This is a genomic window from Arthrobacter sp. D1-17, from assembly GCF_054130535.1.
The window spans coordinates 2554896-2573924 of record NZ_CP096382.1 but is presented as its reverse complement, the minus strand read 5'-3'; the positions used below and the strand labels follow the sequence as shown (position 1 = coordinate 2573924).

The window sequence follows — 19029 nt, the reverse complement described above, 5'->3', positions numbered from 1 at the left end:
TTGGGTCCGTGAATCAGTGCTTGCAGTGAGCCCGGGAACGGGAACATTGCGGCCGCCCCGGCAGTTCTACTTAATGGCTTTGCCGGTCGTGGTTGCACATGATGTCAATCACGGACTTGACAGGGTCATAGTGGTGTTGCCCGTATGGTGATTCCACAGACCGCCGCTAGAAAGGTTTTCTGTGACCCCGTCTTCCGCGAAGAAGGAACCCGCCGCCCAGGCCGATGTGTCGGCCGAGGACAAGAAGGCGGCAACTAACGCCAAGCGCGCAGCAACCCGTGCCGCCAATAAGGCTGTCAAGGATGCTGCTGTCGCCGGTGGCGGTGACGCCTCGAAGCCCGAGCCGAAGAAGCGTGGACCCAAGCCCGGCGCCAAGGCGGCAGCCGAAGCTGCCGGAAACGCAGCCCCTGATGACGACGTTGAGGTTGACGTCGAAGAGGACCTGGACGACGTAACGCCCGATCCCTCTGAACTCACCGAGGAACCCGACGAGGCCGGCAAGACTGCCGCCGCCCCCACAGGGTCCGGTTTCGTATACTCCGACGCGGACGACGACGATGCCCCCGTGCAGCAGGTCATGTCCGCGGGCGCCACCGCCGACCCCGTCAAGGACTACCTCAAGCAGATCGGCAAGGTTGCGCTCCTCAACGCCGAACAGGAGGTTGACCTTGCTCTCCGGATTGAGGCCGGCCTCTTCGCCGAAGAGAAGATCGCCAACGACGATGGCTCGATGGACCCGAAGTACAAGCGTGAGCTTGAGTTCATCATCCACGACGGCAAGCGCGCCAAGAACCACCTTCTCGAAGCAAACCTCCGCCTCGTGGTGTCCCTGGCCAAGCGGTACACCGGCCGCGGCATGCTGTTCCTGGACCTCATCCAGGAAGGCAACCTCGGTCTGATCCGTGCAGTTGAGAAGTTCGACTACACCAAGGGCTTTAAGTTCTCGACCTACGCCACGTGGTGGATCCGGCAGGCGATTACGCGTGCCATGGCCGACCAGGCCCGCACCATTCGTATCCCTGTCCACATGGTCGAAGTCATCAACAAGCTCGCCCGCGTGCAGCGCCAGATGCTGCAGGACCTCGGACGCGAACCCACTCCCGAGGAACTGGCCCTCGAGCTGGACATGACCCCGGAAAAGGTCGTGGAGGTCCAGAAGTACGGCCGCGAGCCGATCTCCCTGCACACGCCTCTGGGTGAGGACGGCGACTCCGAGTTCGGTGACCTCATCGAGGATTCAGAAGCCGTGGTTCCAGCCGATGCCGTGAGCTTTACCCTGCTGCAGGAACAGCTGCACTCCGTTCTTGACACCCTGTCAGAGCGGGAAGCCGGAGTTGTTGCCATGCGCTTTGGCCTCACCGACGGCCAGCCGAAGACTTTAGACGAAATCGGCAAGGTCTACGGCGTCACGCGTGAGCGTATCCGTCAGATCGAATCCAAGACCATGTCCAAGCTGCGCCACCCGTCGCGGTCTCAGGTCCTGCGGGATTACCTGGACTAGTCTGAAAAACAAAGCCTGGGGCTGCCACCGTTAGCGGTGGCAGCCCCAGGCTTTTTCTGGTGGATCATCATCATGTGGGCAGACGATGCACAGGCAGCAAAAAGGCCAGGGCCCCCGTAGGGAACCTGGCCTGTCTGCTACGCACTATCCCAGCTCAAGGTCTAGTCGACCGGTACCGGCGCCTTCTCGTGAAGCCGGCCCGACTCATCGTGCCATTCTGAGCTCAGCGGCTTGAGGGTCGCTTCGACGGCACGTGAATGGTGAGCGCAGAAGAGCAGCTCACCACCGGAGGACTCGAGTACAACCCGGACGTACGCCTGCGCTCCGCAACGGTCGCACCGGTCAGCTGCGTTAAGTGTGCGGTCGGCAACTGCTGTTGTCATGTCGGCCTCCTTAGTAGATCTGTACATCTATATAACCAGCATTCGGTGCCGAACTATGGCAAGGATGTGTCACTTTCGCTGTCCGCGTATCACGTCTGCGTAACGGCACGGCCCTGCCGGGGCCTGCCGGGAGTGGCTGAACGCCTACCTCCGCCCGCACGACTAGGCTAGAGGGAGCCATTTAATGCCCTAGCCGGGCCCTCTTTGAAGGAGTTCACTGCCTGTGGCACCGAGTTCTGATTACACCGCCCGCCACCTTTCGGTGCTGGAGGGCCTCGAGGCCGTCCGGAAACGCCCGGGCATGTACATCGGTTCCACCGATTCCCGGGGCCTCATGCACTGTCTCTGGGAGATCATCGACAATTCCGTGGACGAGGCCCTGGCCGGTTTCGGCCACGACATCAAGATCATTTTGCACGCGGACAACTCGGTGGAGATTCACGATGACGGCCGCGGCATTCCCATCGATGTCGAACCCAAGACCGGCCTTACCGGCGTTGAAGTCGTTTTCACCAAGCTGCACGCCGGAGGCAAGTTCGGCGGGGGCTCCTACACCGCGTCCGGTGGCTTGCACGGGGTGGGCGCCTCGGTGGTCAACGCTCTCTCCGCCCGGCTCGACGTCGAAGTGGACCGCGGCGGCAAGACATACAAGATGTCCTTCCGCAGGGGCGAGCCCGGCCGCTTCAAGGACGGCACGCGCCCTGACCCTGCCGCCCCCTTTGAGCCGTTCGTGGACAACTCCGTGCTGGACATTGTCGGCAAGGCCAAGCGGGGGGTGACAGGCACGCGGATCCGTTACTGGGCGGACCGCCAGATCTTCACGCCTGACGCCAAGTTCTCCTATGAGGAACTGGCCGCCCGCGCCCGCCAGACGTCGTTCCTGGTCCCGGGCCTGAAGCTGACCGTCTGTGACGAACGGAAACATCCCGGAACGCCCGGCGAGAACGGGCCCCACGAGGAGGTTTTTCACCACGACGGCGGCATTTCCGAATTCGTGGAGTTCCTCGCCATCGATTCCGGGGTCACGGACGTCTGGCGGCTCCATGGTGCTGGGAAGTTCAAGGAAACTGTTCCGGTGCTGGACGAAAAGGGCCACAGCGCACTGGCCGAAGTCGAGCGTGACTGCGAAGTGGACGTTGCGCTTCGCTGGGGCATCGGCTACGACACCACCGTCCGCAGCTTCGTCAACATCATTTCCACACCCAAGGGCGGCACTCACCAGGCCGGCTTTGAGCAAGCTCTCGTCAAAACCTTCCGTAAAGCTGTGGAGGCCAACGCCAGGAAGCTCAAGGCCGGCAACGACAAGATCGAAAAGGATGACATCTTCGCGGGCCTGACCGCCGTGCTCACGGTCCGTCTCGCCGAGCCGCAATTCGAGGGGCAGACAAAGGAAATTCTCGGGACGTCGGCGGTGAAGGCCATCGTGGCACGGATCGTGGAGAAGGAGATCACGGCCAAGCTCAACTCCTCCAACCGCAATGACAAGGCGCAGTCCGCGCTGCTGCTGGAAAAAATCGTCAGCGAGATGAAATCCCGCATCTCCGCCCGTGTGCACAAGGAGACGCAGCGCCGAAAGTCGGCACTGGAGTCCTCCTCAATGCCGACCAAACTGGCAGACTGCCGGACGGATGACGTGGCCCGGTCCGAGCTGTTCATTGTCGAGGGCGATTCCGCCCTCGGCACCGCCAAGCTGGCCCGGTCGTCGGACTTCCAGGCGCTGCTGCCCATTCGCGGGAAGATCCTGAACGTGCAGAAGGCTTCCGTGGGCGACATGCTGTCCAATACTGAATGTGCTGCGCTGATCCAGGTGGTGGGGGCCGGGTCGGGGCGCAGCTTCGCGATCGAGGCCGCCCGCTACGGGAAGGTGATCCTCATGACGGACGCCGACGTCGATGGCGCGCACATCCGAACGCTGCTGCTCACTCTGTTCTTCCGCTACATGCGGCCCATGGTCGAGCAGGGCAGGGTTTTCGCGGCTGTGCCGCCACTGCACCGGGTGGAAGTCATCAATCCCGGCCAGAAGGCCAACGAGATGATTTACACCTACTCGGAGGCGGAGCTGCACGCGCTGCTGGCCCGCCTCGCCAAGGAAGGCAAGCGCTACAAGGAACCCATTCAGCGCTACAAGGGCCTGGGGGAGATGGACGCCGAGCAGCTGGCCGAGACCACCATGGACCCCCGGCACCGCATGCTGCGCAAAGTCAACATCGAGAACGCCCAGCACGCGGAAGCCACCTTTGACCTGCTCATGGGTTCGGACGTCGCGCCCCGCAAAGACTTCATCGTTGCGGGGGCAGCCAGCCTCGACCGCGACCGCATCGACGCCTGACAGCCGGCACCGCCTTGCCTGCAGTGCCAGGAAGCCCTAACGCTGGGCAGTACAGCTAGCCCAGCAGCCCCGGCACAATGAGCAGGGCCGTGGGCATGGCCAGTAGCAGCACACAGACGGCGAGCACGCTGGCCCGGAGGGCTGCGGGCAGCGGAGGGCGCGGTGAGAGCAGGCGGCTGACGCGGGACGCCGTCGTGCTCGCCGGGACGGCTCCTCCGGAGCCGTCCGGCAGCTGCAGCCCCTGGTCACCCCGGGCGCCCTGGCCAAAGGCAGGCGCTGCCTGCGGCACGGCGGAGCCGCTGGCCACGATGGCGATCGCTTTAATGAGCGTGGCTTTGCTCTCCGTTTTGAGGGCCACGTCGTCGGCCAGCATTTCGATGAGGGAGTTGACAGCTTCCTGCGCCAGACGGGTCGTGGGCAGCCAGGGCAGCGCCTGACGCCACGCGGCGAAGGCCCACAGCAGCAGGTGGTGGCGCTGGTTGAGATGGGCGTTCTCGTGGATCAGTACGGCTCGCAGCTCCGCCGGTTCCAGTGCCGCCATGAGCCCGTCGGAGAGTACGGTGACGGACCGCGCGCCGCCCGGCAGACAGTACGCAACCGGAGAATCGTGATTAATCACCATGGTGGCGGTGCCGTGTTCGGAGGGGGAGGCCAGCAGCGCGAGCAGTTCGCGGTGCTTCCGGCGCTGCCGCTCGATCTTGTAATACGTCAGCAGCAGGGTGAACACGAGGTGCGCGCTCAGCAGTGCGGCTGCGGACAGCGCAAAGAGGTGCCAGAACCCGAGGGCTGTCGTGGGTTCGTTCTGGAACACCATGCCTGCCAGCGCCCGCAGGCCGGCAATGAGGTTGTCACCGATCGGCTCGAGCGCGTAAACCAGCATCGCGCCGATCATGGAAAGGCCGCCGGCGAGGCCGATGGCCTGCCACAGCACCATGGCTGTGAACGGATCCCGCGCCGGCCAGCGGGCGCGGGAGAGAAGGATAGGTACCGGCCATGCCAGTACTATCGCCAGGACCGCCAGGAAATATGAGGTCCAGAACATTGTCCGCTAGCTGTGGCCAAGCAGTTTGCGCAGTGTCTCAGCTTCGCTTTCCGTCACCGAGCCGATAAACCTGGCCAGTACAGCCTCGCGGTCAGGGGCCGATCCGAGCACTTCGTGCATGAGTTCCGCGGTGTGGTCCGCGCGGCTGGAAACGGCCTGGTAGCGGTGCGGGCGGGTGCCGCGTTCGCGCTCGACCAAGCCCTTCTTTTCCAGGCGCGAAAGCACCGTGAGGACAGTGGTGACCGCAAGGTCCTTGCCAACGTGCCCTGCTGCGCCGCCCTGCGCCGCGGTGCTCTGTGCCAGCATGTCGCGCAGGGTGTTGGCAGTCGCCGCTTCCCGGCCCGCCCAGAGCAGGTCCATCACTGCCCGTTCCAGTTCACCAAGACTCGCCATCTGTACATCCTTCTGCCATCACGCCGCCGGCGGCCGGCCGGCCACTGCGTGCTGTGATTCCAATACTTCAACTACAAATCTAACGCGTTTCCGCCGTTGTTTCTACATGAGGTAGAACCAGCGGCGAGCCGCGCGTCATTGCCGCCGCGCCGAGGGCGCTGCAGGCATGTTTACAGGGCCACGGGCGCTGTTCTACACTTTGTAGAAATAGATGTTCTACGTAGCGTAGAAAACATCCCCTGAGAGCTTGGACCAGCCTAAAGTAGGGACCGCCTTGGAAGCCTTGGAAATCGCACGCTGGCAATTCGGAATCACCACCGTTTACCACTTCATGATGGTGCCGCTGACCATCGGCTTGGGCCTCGCCGTGGCCGTGATCCAGACAGTCTGGTACCGGACGGGCAACCCTGCCTACCTGCGGATGACCAAGTTCTGGGGGAAGCTCTTCCTCATCAACTTCATCATGGGCGTGGCCACCGGCATCGTGCAGGAGTTCCAGTTCGGCATGGCCTGGAGCGAGTACAGCCGCTTCGTGGGCGACGTCTTCGGGGCGCCTTTGGCCCTTGAGGCCCTGCTCGCGTTCTTCGTCGAGTCCACGTTCCTGGGGCTCTGGATCTTCGGCTGGAAGCAGCTCAAGAAGGGCGTCCACCTGGCCTGCCTCTGGATCGCCGTCGTCGGTTCATTCTTTTCCGCCTACTTCATCATTGTGGCCAACAGCTGGATGCAGCACCCTGTAGGCGTCGACATGATCGACGGCCGGCCTGTCATGACGGATGCCTGGGCGGTCTTCACCAACAACACGGCCCTCGTCGCCGTGCCGCACACTCTCTTTGGCGCCCTTGCCGTTGCAGGAGGCTTCCTGCTCGGCATCGCCTGGTACCACCTTTGGCGGCGGCGCCACGACGGCATTGACACCGTCGGCGCTGACGGAAAGGTCATCGTCGGCTCGGCCGACATTTCCGGCCGCGACGGCACCGACCACACCGTGTGGCTCCGCTCCCTCCGTATCGGGGCGGTTGTGGCCATGATTTCCTTCGCAGGCACGGCGCTTACCGGAGACCTTCAAGGCAAGCTGATGTTCGAGCAGCAGCCGATGAAAATGGCGGCAGCCGAAGCAGCCTGCCACGACGGTACGGGCTTTTCGGTCCTGAGCGTGGGAAACCTCGGATCCCAGAACTGCGACGACATTGTGGCCCTGATCGAGGTGCCGGGCGTCCTCTCCTACCTGGCCAAGGGGGATTTCACCACCGAGGTCAAGGGCGTGAACAGCCTGGTAGGCCAGTACAAAGCCGACTACGGCACCCACCTGCCTGACAACCCCATCTACGGTGAGCGTGCAGGACAGGAAATCGAGTACGTGCCGGTCATGGAGGTCACCTACTGGGGCTTCCGCATGATGATCGGATTCGGTGGAATCGCGGCCATCGCTGCACTCCTGGCGCTGTGGGTCACACGCAGCGGCACGGTTCCGCAGTCCCGCTGGCTCATGCGGCTGGCCGTGGTCGGAATCCTGGCCCCGTTCGGAGCAAACGCCGCGGGCTGGATCTTCACAGAGATGGGACGCCAGCCCTTCGTCGTGGCGCCAAACCCCGACCTCAACGGAATTGACCCGGTTTTCATGTTCACGGCCGCCGCGGTTTCCCCTGGGGTCTCGGCCGGTGAGATCCTGACCTCCCTGATCGTCCTGACCGCCATCTATGCGGTGCTGCTCGTGGTGGAGGTGAAACTCCTTGTGAAATACGTCCGCGGCGGCGTGGTCTCCGCCATGCCGGAGCTGGCCCACGCTCCCGCTGATGAGAACGAGGATGCCACTCCCGGTCCGGACGGGCCGCGCAAGCCCGGAACCGGCGACGACGTGCTGGCCTTCGCCTACTAAGACCTGAGGATACGGAACATGGAACTGTTGCCCACTGTCTGGTTCATCGCCATCGCCGTGCTGTGGACGGGATATCTCTTCCTCGAGGGATTCGACCTTGGAGTTGGCATGCTGATGAAGCTCTTCGCGCGCGACAACACGGAACGGCGCTTGCTGCTCAACACCATCGGACCCGTCTGGGACGGGAATGAAGTCTGGCTGCTTACCGCAGCCGGAGCCACGTTCGCCGCCTTTCCGTTCTGGTATGCGTCCCTCTTTTCAACCCTGTACCTGCCGCTGCTCATCGTCCTGGTGGCCTTGATCTTCCGGGCCGTAGCGTTTGAATACCGCGGGAAAGTGGACACCGTCCGCTGGCGCACCACCTGGGACTGGGCCATCGCCGTCGGTTCCTTCCTGGCCGCCTTCGGCGTGGGCGCGGCCCTTGCGCTCACCACGACGGGCCTGCCTTTGGACGCCAACGGGGACCGGGACGGGGGACCGTTCGCCTGGTTCAGCGGCTATGCGGTGCTCGGCGGCTTCGCCGTGGCGGGCTTTGCGCTGCTGCACGCACTCGCGTTCCTAGCGCTGAAGACCGACGGCGAGGTCCGGCACCGTGCCCGACGCTGGTTCGTGCGGCTGCTTCCCGTCCTGCTCCTGCCCATGGCTGCCTGGGCCGTAAGCGTGCAGCTCCTCTTCGGCAAGACCTGGACGCTGGCCCTCCTCGCCGCTGCCGTGTTCGCGGCAGCCGCCGCATGGTTCCAGGCACGGACAGGCAAAGAGGGCAAGGCCTTTCTGGCCACCGGAGTGTTCCTGGTTGGCGGTACCGCCTCAATCTTTGGCGCCGTCTTCCCGCGGGTGCTTCCCTCGACCATCGATCCTGCGTTCAGCCTGACCATCGCCAATGCGTCATCCTCGGATTACACCCTGGGGCTCATGACTGCCGTCGCGTGCGTGGGACTGCCGCTGGTCATCGCCTACCAGGCCTGGACTTACTGGGTCTTCCGCCGCAGGGTCAGCGCCGCCGACATTCCGGAGGCGCACAGCTTTGTGCCCGCCATCGCCGCCAAAGCCTTCCTTCGGAACGACTGAACGTACCGTGAAGCCACAATTTCCCAGCGGGCCCTCGACCCGTGCCGCGCTCTACGGGCTGGGCCTGCTCGCGGCGCTGAAAGCGCTCGCCCTCGTCCTCATGGGACAGGCCGTAGCATCGGTCCTCGCCAATCTCATGAGCAAAGACCCTGCCTGGGCCGACCAGCTGGTGTGGGGCATGACCGGCGTCGTCCTCAGGGCAGCCACAGTCTGGGCGCAGGGAGTGGTTTCCCGGCGGGCTGCCTTGGGCGTCAAGGAGGAGCTGCGCTCGCAGCTCCTGGAGCATGCCCTGCGCAACGGTGTCCGCACGTCGGGTCCGGCCGACGGCGGCCTGGCGGTCCTGGCTACGCGGGGCCTGGATGCACTGGACAGCTATTACACGCAGTTCCTGCCCGCCTTAGTGAATTGCGCGACGATTCCGCTGCTGCTGGGTGCGCGGATCCTGTTCGCCGACTGGGTGAGCGCCGTGGTGGTGGTGCTGACAGTGCCGCTCGTACCGCTGTTCATGGTGCTGATCGGCCGCTATACCGAGGACAAGGTCAGGGACGCGCAGGCGGCGTTGTCCCGGCTCTCGGCCCACATGCTGGAACTGGCCAAAGGGCTTCCGGTGCTGGTGGGGCTCGGCCGGGCTGCGGCCCAGCGGCGCGCGCTCGAAGACATTTCCGAGGAGTACCGTTCCCGCACCATGGGCACGCTTCGGACCGCGTTCCTCTCTGCCCTGGCGCTTGAACTGATTGCAACGATTTCGGTAGCCGTGGTTGCCGTCTTCATCGGCGTGCGGCTGGTGCACGGCGACATGGGGCTGGAGGCGGGGCTCCTCGCCCTGATCCTTGCGCCGGACTGCTACCTTCCGCTGCGTGAACTGGGAACGGCACATCACGCGAGCGACGACGGCCGCGCGGCGCTCGCTGAGACGACGGCGGTGCTGGACGCGCCGGGCCAGCAGCGGCTCGCTCCCGCTACCGTTCCGGCCGGCGGTTCCGGCAGTGTTCAGGATGTCACGGTCAGGGGACTCGCCGTCCGCTACCCCGGACGGCGCGGTGCCGCCGTCGGGCCACTCAGCTTCACCGCACCGGCCGGGTTGGTCACCGCCCTCGACGGACCCAGCGGCGCCGGGAAGAGCACCGTGCTGGGGGTCCTTGCGGGGACTGTCGGATCTACGGCCCGCACGGATACAGCCCGCACGGATACAGCTGGCACGTGCACAGCCGGAACGGAAGTTACCGGAGCCCTGCAGGGCTTCGCGTCCGGGGATGTGGCGTGGGTGCCCCAGCATCCGGTCATGGTGGCGGATAGCGTGAGGGACGAGGTGCTGCTGTACCTGACGGCCGACGCTGCCGGAACGGGCAGCCCGGCAGACGCACAGAAGGCCGCCACTGACGTTATGCAGTGCCTCGCGTCGGTTGCCGCGGCCCACCTGGCCGGAAAGCACCCGGCGGAACTGAGCCCCGGCGAACTGCGCCGGGTAGCGCTGGCCCGTGGGCTGGCGCGGGTTCGGGCCGGCGCCACGGTGCTGCTGCTCGATGAACCCACCGCCCACCTGGACCGGGAGACTGCCGACACTGTCGCGGACGCTATCCGTGGCCTCCGAGGCCGGGTGACAGTTGTCCTGGTCGCCCATGACCGACAGACACGCGAACTGGCCGACCACATGGTTGCCCTGGCCGCGGCCGGGCAGGAGGCCCAGGTATCCGATAGCTCTGCCTTTGTTACGGCTGCCTCTGTTACGGCTGACTCTGTTACGACCGATTCTGTCAGGGCTGTCTCTGCCGGGACTGCCCCCACCAGCACTGTCTTCCGGAGCGAAGTCCCGGCCGTGAGCGCCGGCGCAGAAGCGCTGGACCTGGCCTCCAAGGCTGAAGCAAGGGCAGCTGAACAACCTGCGCCGATCGCCGGACTGCTGGGCCGGCTGCTCGCCCCGGTGCGCGGCAGGTTCGCCGGTGCCGGCGCCGTGGGGATCCTGGCTTCGGTCTTCGCTGTTGCCCTTGCCGGCCTATCCGGCTGGCTCATCCTGCGGTCCAGCGAACAGCCGCCCATCCTGTACCTGCTCACGGCTATCGTGGGGGTCCGGTTCTTCGGAATCGGCAGGGCTGTGCTGCGCTACTGCGAGCGGCTGCTGCTCCACGACGCCGTCTTTGCGTCGCTGACCCTGCTTCGCGGACGCCTGTGGGAGTCGCTGAGCCGGCGGGCCCTGTCCCTGCGGCGGCTGCTCCAGGGCGGGAACGTCCTCGGTGTGGTGGTCGACGACGTCGACACCGTCCGGGACCTGCTGCCGCGGGTCGTCCTGCCGCCGGTGACGGCGTTGGCCGTGGCGGCAGCCGCCGCCGGAACGTCTGCCTGGCTGGTGCCGGCTGCACTGCCGGCGGTCCTGGCCGCGGCCGCCGCCAGCCTGGTCCTGGCGCCCGCCGCCGCGCTGCTGGCCGACCGAATGTCTGCCCGCACCGAACAGCGGCTCCGCTCAGGCGTCCTGCACCGCATCACCGCCGCCCTCGACGCGAGGGCGGAACTGCTAGCCAACGGCACGGCAGCACCAGTCCTGGGCGCCATCCGGGCGGAGGACCGCGCGGCGACGCGGGCGTCGCAGCGCTCCGCCTGGGCAGAGGGACTCGGCCAGGCGATCACTGTCGCGGCGTGCAGCGCCGCGGCACTGTCCTGCGCCGCCCTCGCAGCACCCCAGGTCCTGGCCGGTGCCGTCGCAGCGCCCACTGCCGCCGTTGTTGTCCTGATGCAGCTCGCCGTGGCAGAACCGTTCGCCGCCATGACGACCGCGGTCCGCCAGTATCCGGCACTGCGTGCCGTGCTGCGCCGCATCGGGGGCTCCGGGGTGCTGGAGGATGGCCAGGGTTCCCGCGCTACGGAACTAACAGCTCCTTCGCCACGGCAGGGCGGCCGCCCGGGGCTTGAACTCGCCGGGGTGTCGGCCGCGTGGCCCGGGGGCGCTCCTGTCTTCACCGACCTGTCGGCCGAGGCGGCACCTGGCCGCTGGCTGGCTGTCACCGGCCCCTCGGGCGCGGGTAAATCCACCCTGCTGGCGGTTCTGCTGGGTTTCCTGCCCGCCGACCAGGGCCGGATCCGCGTCAGCGGCCGGGTCGCCTGGTGCCCGCAGGAAGCACACCTCTTTGATTCCACCATCCGAGGCAACCTGCTGCTGGGGCGCACTGAGCAGTCATCGGACACCGGGCAGCCCGCTGACGCCGAACGGGACATGCAGCAGGCACTCAACGCTGTTGGTCTGGGACCCCTGCTGGAGCGGCTCGACCACGGGCTCGACACCAGGATTGGCCCGGGCGGCGCCTTTCTCAGCGGCGGGGAAAGGCAGCGGCTCGCAGTGGCCCGCACCCTGATGACGCAGGCCGACGTCATCCTGCTGGATGAGCCCACGGCCCACCTTGACGCCGAATCGGGCAGGGCGCTGATGGCCGACCTGCGGGCCGGGCTCCGCTCCCGGACCGTGGTGCTCGTGACGCATAACTCCGACGACACTAGCCATGAGGACGTGCTGCTGGCACTCAGGTCCGGCGCGTCCATGGCGCCGTCAGGGGCCTCCGGTTAGCCTGATTCCATGGTTCAATCCGGCTCCTTGAAGGGCTCCACGGAACGAATAGTCAATGTCCCCTCGCTGCGGTGGAAAAGCGCCACACGCGACGACATCGGAGTGTGGGCGGACCTCATCGCCAGGACAGCGGCTGTGGAGAAGCCTGTGTGGTTTGAACGCCGCCCCGAGCTTGAGCAGATCATGGAGTCCCGGAAGAACCCGCCGGAGGGCAACACGGTGCTGGGGTTCGACCGGGACGGTACCGCCCGGGCCTACGCGCGCATCACCAAGAACCCTGACAGCGGAAAGGCGTACGGCTTCGGCTGCGTCGATCCCGAATGGCAGCACCGCGGTGTCGGCACAGCGCTGCTGGAGTGGCTTGAGGCCCGGACGCGGCATCGCTTCCTCGAGGATGGCGGCCCCCTCGAGGATGGCGGCCCCGCCGCACGGCTCCGGATCCATAGTGAGCAGCAGCACGGGCACCAGATCGCACTCTTCACCAGGCATGGGTACAGCGTCGTGCGCTACTTCAATGAGATGCACCGGCCACTGACCGGGCCCTTGCCCGAGGTCACCATGGACCCGGACTTTGAGCTGGTGGCAATGGGGCCCGGGCTGAGTGAGGCGGTGCGGCTCGCGCACAACGATGCCTTCCGTGACCACTGGGGCAGCGAGCCAAAGGACGAAGAGTCGTGGGGATTCATTGTCAACGACCCCCAATCCCGGCCCGACCTCAGCGCGGTTGTGCTCGAGCGGGCTACCGGGAAGGTGGCCGGGTACCAGTTGGCCACCCATGATCCGGACAGCGCCGTGACCCGCGGCTTCAGCGAAGGCTACACGGACCTGCTCGGTGTGCGGCGGGAGTTCCGTGGTCGCGGCATCGCCAGTGCGCTGCTGGCCGATGCGATGCGTCGCTTCGCCGCTAATGGTTTGGACGTCGCTTCCCTGGATGTCGACTCGGAGAATCCCACCGGTGCCCTGGCGCTGTACCTGAAGATGGGCTACCAACCCGTCAACAGGAGCCTGGCGTGGGACAAGTACCTGGACTAGCTACCGCTGCGCATGGGCAGTTATCCGTCGACGTCGGCCAAGTGGTGGGTGACGTCGTGCAGGAAATACTGCGCAAGGGTGAGCACAGTGAACTTGGAGCCGTTGCTGCGCAGCCCTGTCCGGCCCCATTCCGACTCGCTGACCCGCGCGAAGGAGGCGGCCACTTGTTCGCCGTCGGCGGTCAGTTCCGCGCTCACGAGCGTGGGGTCGGCGTTGGCGTAGCCGCTCTCCACGGCCGTCCGGTCCTGGTCCCAGTCGTCGAATTTCGCGTCGTTGTCGGTGAGCATGAGGTTCAGCCGCCGGTCAAAGAGGTTGAAGACGTCGCGGACATGGCAGGCATACTCCAGTGCCGGCCACGTGCTGTCATTTGGGCGCTCTGCAGCGTCCGGCCGGCGCAGCACGGCACGCCACCGCGGGAGCATGTTCTCCACGCTGCCCGGCACCGTCGACGGCGTGACTGTTGAGGCATCAAAGCCGCATTGGCTGCACGCGCGGGAAAGGACCCAGGTCCAGTCTTTTTCATCCGGGATGATAGGCATGCCAGTAGTCTAGGTCTCCGCGGACTCAGCCCAGGTCATGCTGGGCCCGATTGCCTCCACGGCCTGGGAGAGCGGAATGCCTGAACCGTCACGGCGTCCGTGCTCCTGGGGGAGCGAACGTGCCACGCCGGCCAGCGATGACGCCTTCGCCGGGCCATGGCCGGCCCATGCCTGCAGCAGGACGTCCTCGCCCTTCAAAAAGCGGTGCGCCCTGACTCCGGCGGTGGCCCGGCCCTTGGCCGGGTACTCCGAAAACGCCGTGACCTTCGCGGCGCCCGGCGCGGTTCCCGGCAGCGCGCCGTCGGTCCCGGCGATAGTGACGACGACGGCGGCCTCGTCGCCGGGGGCAACGGCGCCGAAGAAGATGACCTGGTCGCCCGGAGCAAGCTTGATGCCGGCCATGCCGCCGGCTGTCCGGCCCTGCGGCCGGACGTTGCCCGCGCTGAAGCGCAGCAGCTGGGCCTGGCGCGTCAGGAAGACGAGCTCGGTGTCATCGCTTCCTGCCGGTGCCACGCCTACCACGCTGTCTTTGTCCTTGAGCGCTATGACTTCCCAGTCCTCCCGGTTGAGCGGGTAGTCCGGCTGCACCCTTTTGACCACGCCCTGGGCCGTCCCGATTGCGAGCACTTCGTCCAGCGGTGCGAACGCCACCAGCGATTCGCCCTTCAGCAGCGTAATGAAGTCCTTGGCAGGAACCCCGCCGGCCAGGTTGGGCACGCCGGACATCGGGGGCAGGACCGGCATGTCCATCACCTGGATGCGCAGCATCCGCCCCTGTGAGGTGACAGCCGCAATCTCGCCCCGGGCGGACGTCTTGACGACGGAGCGGAACACGTCGTGCTTGGAACGCGGCCCGGACTCAGCGAGGCTGTCCTGGTTGGATGTCCTGGCGATCTGTCCGGACGCGGTGAGGATGGCCCAGCAGGGATCGTCCGGGATTTCCAGTGCCAGCGGCGCGGCCTTGCCCTTGACCCCGTTCTTACCCTGCAGGCCGTCTGCTGCCGCCGGGACGGTGGGGGAGACAGCCTCAGATTCCAGGAGCACAGTACGCCGGGGAGTGCCGTATTTCTCCGCGATCTCCGCCAGTTCTCCGGAGACCAGATCACGCAGCAGCTCCTCCGAGGCGAGGATCGCTTCGAGCTCGGCGATTTCACGGCGCAGCTCGTCCTGCTCCTTTTCCAGCTCGATCCGGGAATACTTGGTGAGCTGGCGCAACCGCAGTTCCAGGATGTAGTTCGCCTGGATCTCCGAGAGGTCATAGATGGACATCAGCCGTTCGCGGGCAGCTGACGCCTCATCCGAGGACCGGATGATCTGGATGACTTCGTCGATGTCCACGATGGCGATCAGCAGACCCTCCACCAGGTGCAGGCGGTCCTTCTTCCTTCCCAGCCGGAACGCCGTCCGGCGCCGCACCACGTTCAGGCGGTGGTCCACGTAGACAGTGAGCAGCTGGAGCAGGCCGAGGGTCTGCGGCTGGCCGTCAACGAGGGTAACGTTGTTGATGCCGAAGGAGTCTTCCATGGGCGAGTAGCGGTAGAGCTGCTGAAGCACCGCGTTGGGATTGAAACCGTTCTTCAGCTCAATGACGAGGCGCAGGCCATGCTTGCGGTCGGTCAGGTCAACGATGTCGCTGATGCCCGTCAGCTTCTTGCCGTTGACGGCGTCCTTGATCTTTTCGATCACCTTTTCCGGGCCCACCATGTACGGCAGCTCGGTGACAACGAGGCCCGTCCGGCGGGCCGACAGCTGCTCCACCTCCACCTTGGCGCGGGTTTTGAAGGAGCCCCGGCCGGTGGCGTACGCGTCCCGGATGCCGTCCAGGCCCACAATCCGGCCCCCGGTGGGAAGGTCGGGGCCGGGCACGAAGCGCATGATGTCATCCAGCGTGGCGTCCGGGTTGGCAATCAGATGCCGCGCGGCGGAGATGACCTCCACGAGGTTGTGCGGCGCCATGTTGGTGGCCATACCTACGGCGATGCCCGTGGCGCCGTTGACCAGCAGGTTGGGGAACGCTGCCGGCAGGACGTCCGGCTGGGTGAGCTGGTTGTCGTAGTTTGGAACGAAATCAACAACGTCTTCGTCGAGGTGGTCGGTCAGGGTGAGGGCTGCCGCCGCGAGGCGGGCCTCCGTGTATCGCGGTGCCGCAGGACCGTCGTCGAGCGATCCGAAGTTGCCGTGTCCGTCAATCAACGGAAGCCGCAGCGAAAAGTCCTGGGCCATGCGGACCATGGCGTCGTAGATGGCAGTATCGCCGTGCGGGTGGAGCTTCCCCATGACCTCGCCCACCACACGGGCGCTCTTGACATGGCCGCGGTCCGGCCGGAGCCCCATGTCGCTCATCATGTACAGGATGCGCCGCTGCACGGGCTTGAGCCCGTCCCTGGCATCGGGAAGTGCCCGGGAGTAGATGACTGAATAGGCGTACTCCAGGAACGAGCCTTCCATTTCGGAAGTGACGTCGATGTCTACGATGTTTTCGGTGTAGTCCTGGACGATTTCCCCTGCGGGGGTGGAACTCTGGCGGCGGGCCATGGGGCTAGGTAGATCCTTTTGGGGTGCACTTCGGAAAGTCTTGGCTAGGCTAAGCCTATGGTGGAACAGCCCGCAGACGGCGAATATCCGGAATATTGGGAAGCCGATGTCGTGCTGAGGGACGGCGGAACTGCCCACCTGCGGCCCATCCATCCTACCGATGCTGACGCCGTGCAGGTTTTCCATACCGGACAGTCGCAGAACTCGATCTACATGCGGTTCTTCGCTTTCAAAGCCCGCCTCTCAGCCAAGGAGCTCAAACGGTTCACCGAGGTGGATTATCGCAACCGGGTAGCCTTCGTGATCACCATCGGCGGGGAAATCATCGGCATCGGACGCTACGACCGGCTGGATGACCCCTCGGAAGCCGAGGTGGCCTTTAACATCGCCGACAGGCACCAGGGCCGAGGCATCGGCTCCATCCTGCTGGAACACCTGGCCGCTGCTGCCCGTGAAAACGGCATACGCCGCTTCACCGCTGAAGTCCTGCCGGAAAACCGGAAGATGCTGACGGTCTTTTCCGAGGCGGGTTACGACGTCAAAAGGCATTTCGACGACGGCGTGGTCAGCCTGGAGTTCAACATTGACCCCACCGACAAGTCCCGAGCCGTGATGGAAGCCCGCGAACACCGCGCCGAGGCCAGGAGCGTACAGGACCTGCTCGCGCCGTCGTCGGTGGCGGTGATCGGCGCGAGCCGCAGGTGGGGCACGGTGGGATACCAGCTCCTTGAGCACATCATCGGCGGCGGATTCACGGGCCCCGTTTACGCGATTAACCCTGAGGCGTTTGAACTGGCCGGGATGTTGTCCTTCGGCAAGCTCTCGGAGGTTCCCGGGCCGGTGCAGCTGGCCATCATCGCGGTGCCGTACGAGGAAGTGCCCAAGGTGGTGGACGAGTGCGCGGCAGCCGGGGTGAAGGGAATCCTCGTGGCGTCGGCGGGGTTCGCCGAAGACGGCGAGCGCGGCCTGGTGCGTCAGCGGGCGCTGGTCCGCCAGGCGAGGGCGAACGGCATGCGGGTGATCGGGCCGGCGTCGCTGGGCATCGTGAACACGCATCCGGCGGTCTCCCTCAACGCGTCCATGGCACCCAGCCTCGCCATCCGCGGGGGCCTGGGGCTGTTCAGCCAGTCAGCGGCAATCGGCGTCGCCCTGTATGCGGCCTCCAGCCGCCGCCGCGTCGGCATCTCCACCTTCCTGTCGGCAGGCAACCGCGCGGACGTCTCGGGCAACGACATGATGCAGTTCTGGGAAGACGACGCCGACACCTCTGCCGTGGGGCTGTACCTGGAGTCAATCGGCAACCCGCGCAAATTCTCCCGCCTGGCCCGCCGCCTTGCCCTCACCAAACCCGTCATCGTTGCCAAATCCAGCTCCATGGGCCTGCAGCTGCCTCCGGGGCATGCGGTGCGCACTACCCAGGCACCGCCCGGGGCGCTCGACGCGATGATGCGCCAGGCCGGGGTGATCCGTGTGGAAACCATCGAGCAGCTCATGGATGTGGCACAGATCGTTTCCTCCCAGCCGCTGCCCAAGGGCGCGGACGTCGCAGTGTTTAGCAATTCAGGGGCGCTGGGGAAGGTGGTGGCGGACAGCGCGGCATCGCACGGGCTCGGTATCCAGGACCTCGTGGCAGACCTGGATCTGGACAGCGGCATGTCCCGCGCACTGCCGGAACTGCAGCGCCGGCTGCGCGCTTCCCTGGCACGTGACGAGGTGCACGCGGCCGTGGTGGCGTTCCTGCCGGCCCGGGGTCTAACGGTCGAGAAGATCGCCGATGCGCTCGCGGACTGTTCGGCGGCGGCCGGCAAGCCCGTGGTGGCGGCCTTCACCGGCATCCTTGACCCCTCCGTCTACGTTGAGGGCATGGTGGGGGACGGCACCCCCGCCCCGCCCGTACCGTGCTACTCAAATCCGGGAGCCGCCGTCGCAGCCCTGTCAGCTGTGGTGCGCTACGCGGAATGGGCGGACCGCGACCAGGGGCTGTTCGCGGAACCCGAAGGCTGCGACACCGAAGCCGCGCACGCCGATCTTGAGGGACTGCTTCACGACGTGCGGGGCGAGCAACTCAAGGAGCTCGCCCCGGCCGACGCCGCCCGCTTGCTCGGACACTACGGGATCAGGGTGCTTCCCTCTGAAGGTTTCAATACGGCAGACGAGGCGGTCGCCGCGGCGGACCGGCTGGGTTGGCCGGTGGCGCTCAAGACGACCGACCCGACCCTGCGGCACCGGCTCGATCTGGGCGGGGTGCGGCTCGACATCCAGGACCCCGAGTCCCTCCGGCTGAACATCGCGCAAATGCGGCGGGCACTGGAGCCCTACGGCCCGGCCTCCCTGGAGGTGCAGGCCATGGCGCCGGTGGGGCAGGCCTGCACGTTCCGGGCCATCGAGGACCCGCTGCTGGGGCCGGTGGTCTCCTTCGGGCTGGCCGGTGACGCCGTGAACCTGCTGGATGACTGGGCGCACCGCGTGCCGCCGCTGTCAGGGGCCGATCTCCGCGACTTCATCCGCAGTCCCCGCGCTTCCCGCAAGCTCTTCGGCTATCAGGGACTTCCCGCCGTCAACGTCGCCGCGCTGGAAGACCTGGCCGCCCGCCTGACCCTGCTCAAGGACACCCACCCGGAGATTTCCCTGGTGGAGTTCAACCCCGTCCTCGCGACGCCGCAGGGGGTGTTCATCCTCGGCGCGGACGTGCGGATCGGCAACGCGGCACAGCGCACTGACAGTGCCCGCCGGGCCCTGCGCAACTGAACACCGGTTAGCATGTGCCAAGCCGATCTG

Annotated in this window: 12 protein-coding genes; 7 read left to right on the top strand and 5 right to left on the bottom strand. The window is 66.0% G+C overall.

Annotated elements, in window-relative coordinates:
* Positions 1-181: 181 nt before the first annotated feature.
* On the top strand, positions 182-1501 hold the full coding sequence (locus tag M1E01_RS12005; RefSeq protein WP_457971820.1) for an RNA polymerase sigma factor: 1320 nt from the start codon (positions 182-184) through the stop codon (positions 1499-1501).
* 161 nt (positions 1502-1662) lie between these two features.
* On the opposite strand, the gene M1E01_RS12000 is transcribed toward M1E01_RS12005, so the two are convergent.
* Positions 1663-1884, bottom strand: coding sequence for a DUF7455 domain-containing protein (locus tag M1E01_RS12000; RefSeq protein WP_457971819.1), 222 nt, complete (start codon positions 1882-1884; stop codon positions 1663-1665).
* 223 nt (positions 1885-2107) lie between these two features.
* On the opposite strand from M1E01_RS12000, the gene M1E01_RS11995 reads away from it, so the two are divergent.
* Positions 2108-4213 (top strand): DNA gyrase/topoisomerase IV subunit B, encoded by a 2106-nt coding sequence (locus M1E01_RS11995; RefSeq protein ID WP_457971818.1) that lies wholly within the window; start codon positions 2108-2110, stop codon positions 4211-4213.
* A gap of 55 nt (positions 4214-4268) precedes the next feature.
* Here M1E01_RS11995 and M1E01_RS11990 read toward each other — a convergent pair whose 3' ends face one another.
* A complete protein-coding gene (locus M1E01_RS11990) occupies positions 4269-5255 on the bottom strand; it encodes a M56 family metallopeptidase (RefSeq protein ID WP_457971817.1) in 987 nt (328 codons plus the stop codon).
* Between the two features lie 6 nt (positions 5256-5261).
* A complete protein-coding gene (locus M1E01_RS11985; RefSeq protein ID WP_457971816.1) occupies positions 5262-5648 on the bottom strand; it encodes a BlaI/MecI/CopY family transcriptional regulator in 387 nt (128 codons plus the stop codon).
* 274 nt (positions 5649-5922) lie between these two features.
* On the opposite strand from M1E01_RS11985, the gene M1E01_RS11980 reads away from it, so the two are divergent.
* From M1E01_RS11980 to M1E01_RS11965, 4 genes are read left to right on the top strand one after another with little or no spacing between them, the layout of a single operon-like run.
* Positions 5923-7524 (top strand): cytochrome ubiquinol oxidase subunit I, encoded by a 1602-nt coding sequence (locus tag M1E01_RS11980; protein ID WP_457974950.1) that lies wholly within the window; start codon positions 5923-5925, stop codon positions 7522-7524.
* 18 nt (positions 7525-7542) lie between these two features.
* Positions 7543-8592 carry a cytochrome d ubiquinol oxidase subunit II gene (gene cydB, locus M1E01_RS11975; protein ID WP_457971815.1) on the top strand — a complete coding sequence of 350 codons (1050 nt, stop codon included), beginning with the start codon at positions 7543-7545 and terminating at the stop codon, positions 8590-8592.
* A gap of 7 nt (positions 8593-8599) precedes the next feature.
* Positions 8600-12145, top strand: coding sequence for a thiol reductant ABC exporter subunit CydD (cydD, locus tag M1E01_RS11970; RefSeq protein ID WP_457971814.1), 3546 nt, complete (start codon positions 8600-8602; stop codon positions 12143-12145).
* A 9-nt stretch (positions 12146-12154) separates the two neighbouring features.
* A complete protein-coding gene (locus M1E01_RS11965) occupies positions 12155-13177 on the top strand; it encodes a GNAT family N-acetyltransferase (protein WP_457971813.1) in 1023 nt (340 codons plus the stop codon).
* Positions 13178-13197: 20 nt separating this feature from the next.
* On the opposite strand, the gene M1E01_RS11960 is transcribed toward M1E01_RS11965, so the two are convergent.
* Both M1E01_RS11960 and M1E01_RS11955 read right to left on the bottom strand, forming a co-directional pair.
* On the bottom strand, positions 13198-13716 hold the full coding sequence (locus M1E01_RS11960; protein ID WP_457971812.1) for a DinB family protein: 519 nt from the start codon (positions 13714-13716) through the stop codon (positions 13198-13200).
* Positions 13717-13725: 9 nt separating this feature from the next.
* Positions 13726-16251 carry a DNA gyrase/topoisomerase IV subunit A gene (locus tag M1E01_RS11955; protein ID WP_457971811.1) on the bottom strand — a complete coding sequence of 842 codons (2526 nt, stop codon included), beginning with the start codon at positions 16249-16251 and terminating at the stop codon, positions 13726-13728.
* 57 nt (positions 16252-16308) lie between these two features.
* On the opposite strand from M1E01_RS11955, the gene M1E01_RS11950 reads away from it, so the two are divergent.
* A complete protein-coding gene (locus M1E01_RS11950) occupies positions 16309-18999 on the top strand; it encodes a bifunctional acetate--CoA ligase family protein/GNAT family N-acetyltransferase (protein WP_457971810.1) in 2691 nt (896 codons plus the stop codon).
* Positions 19000-19029: the final 30 nt, after the last annotated feature.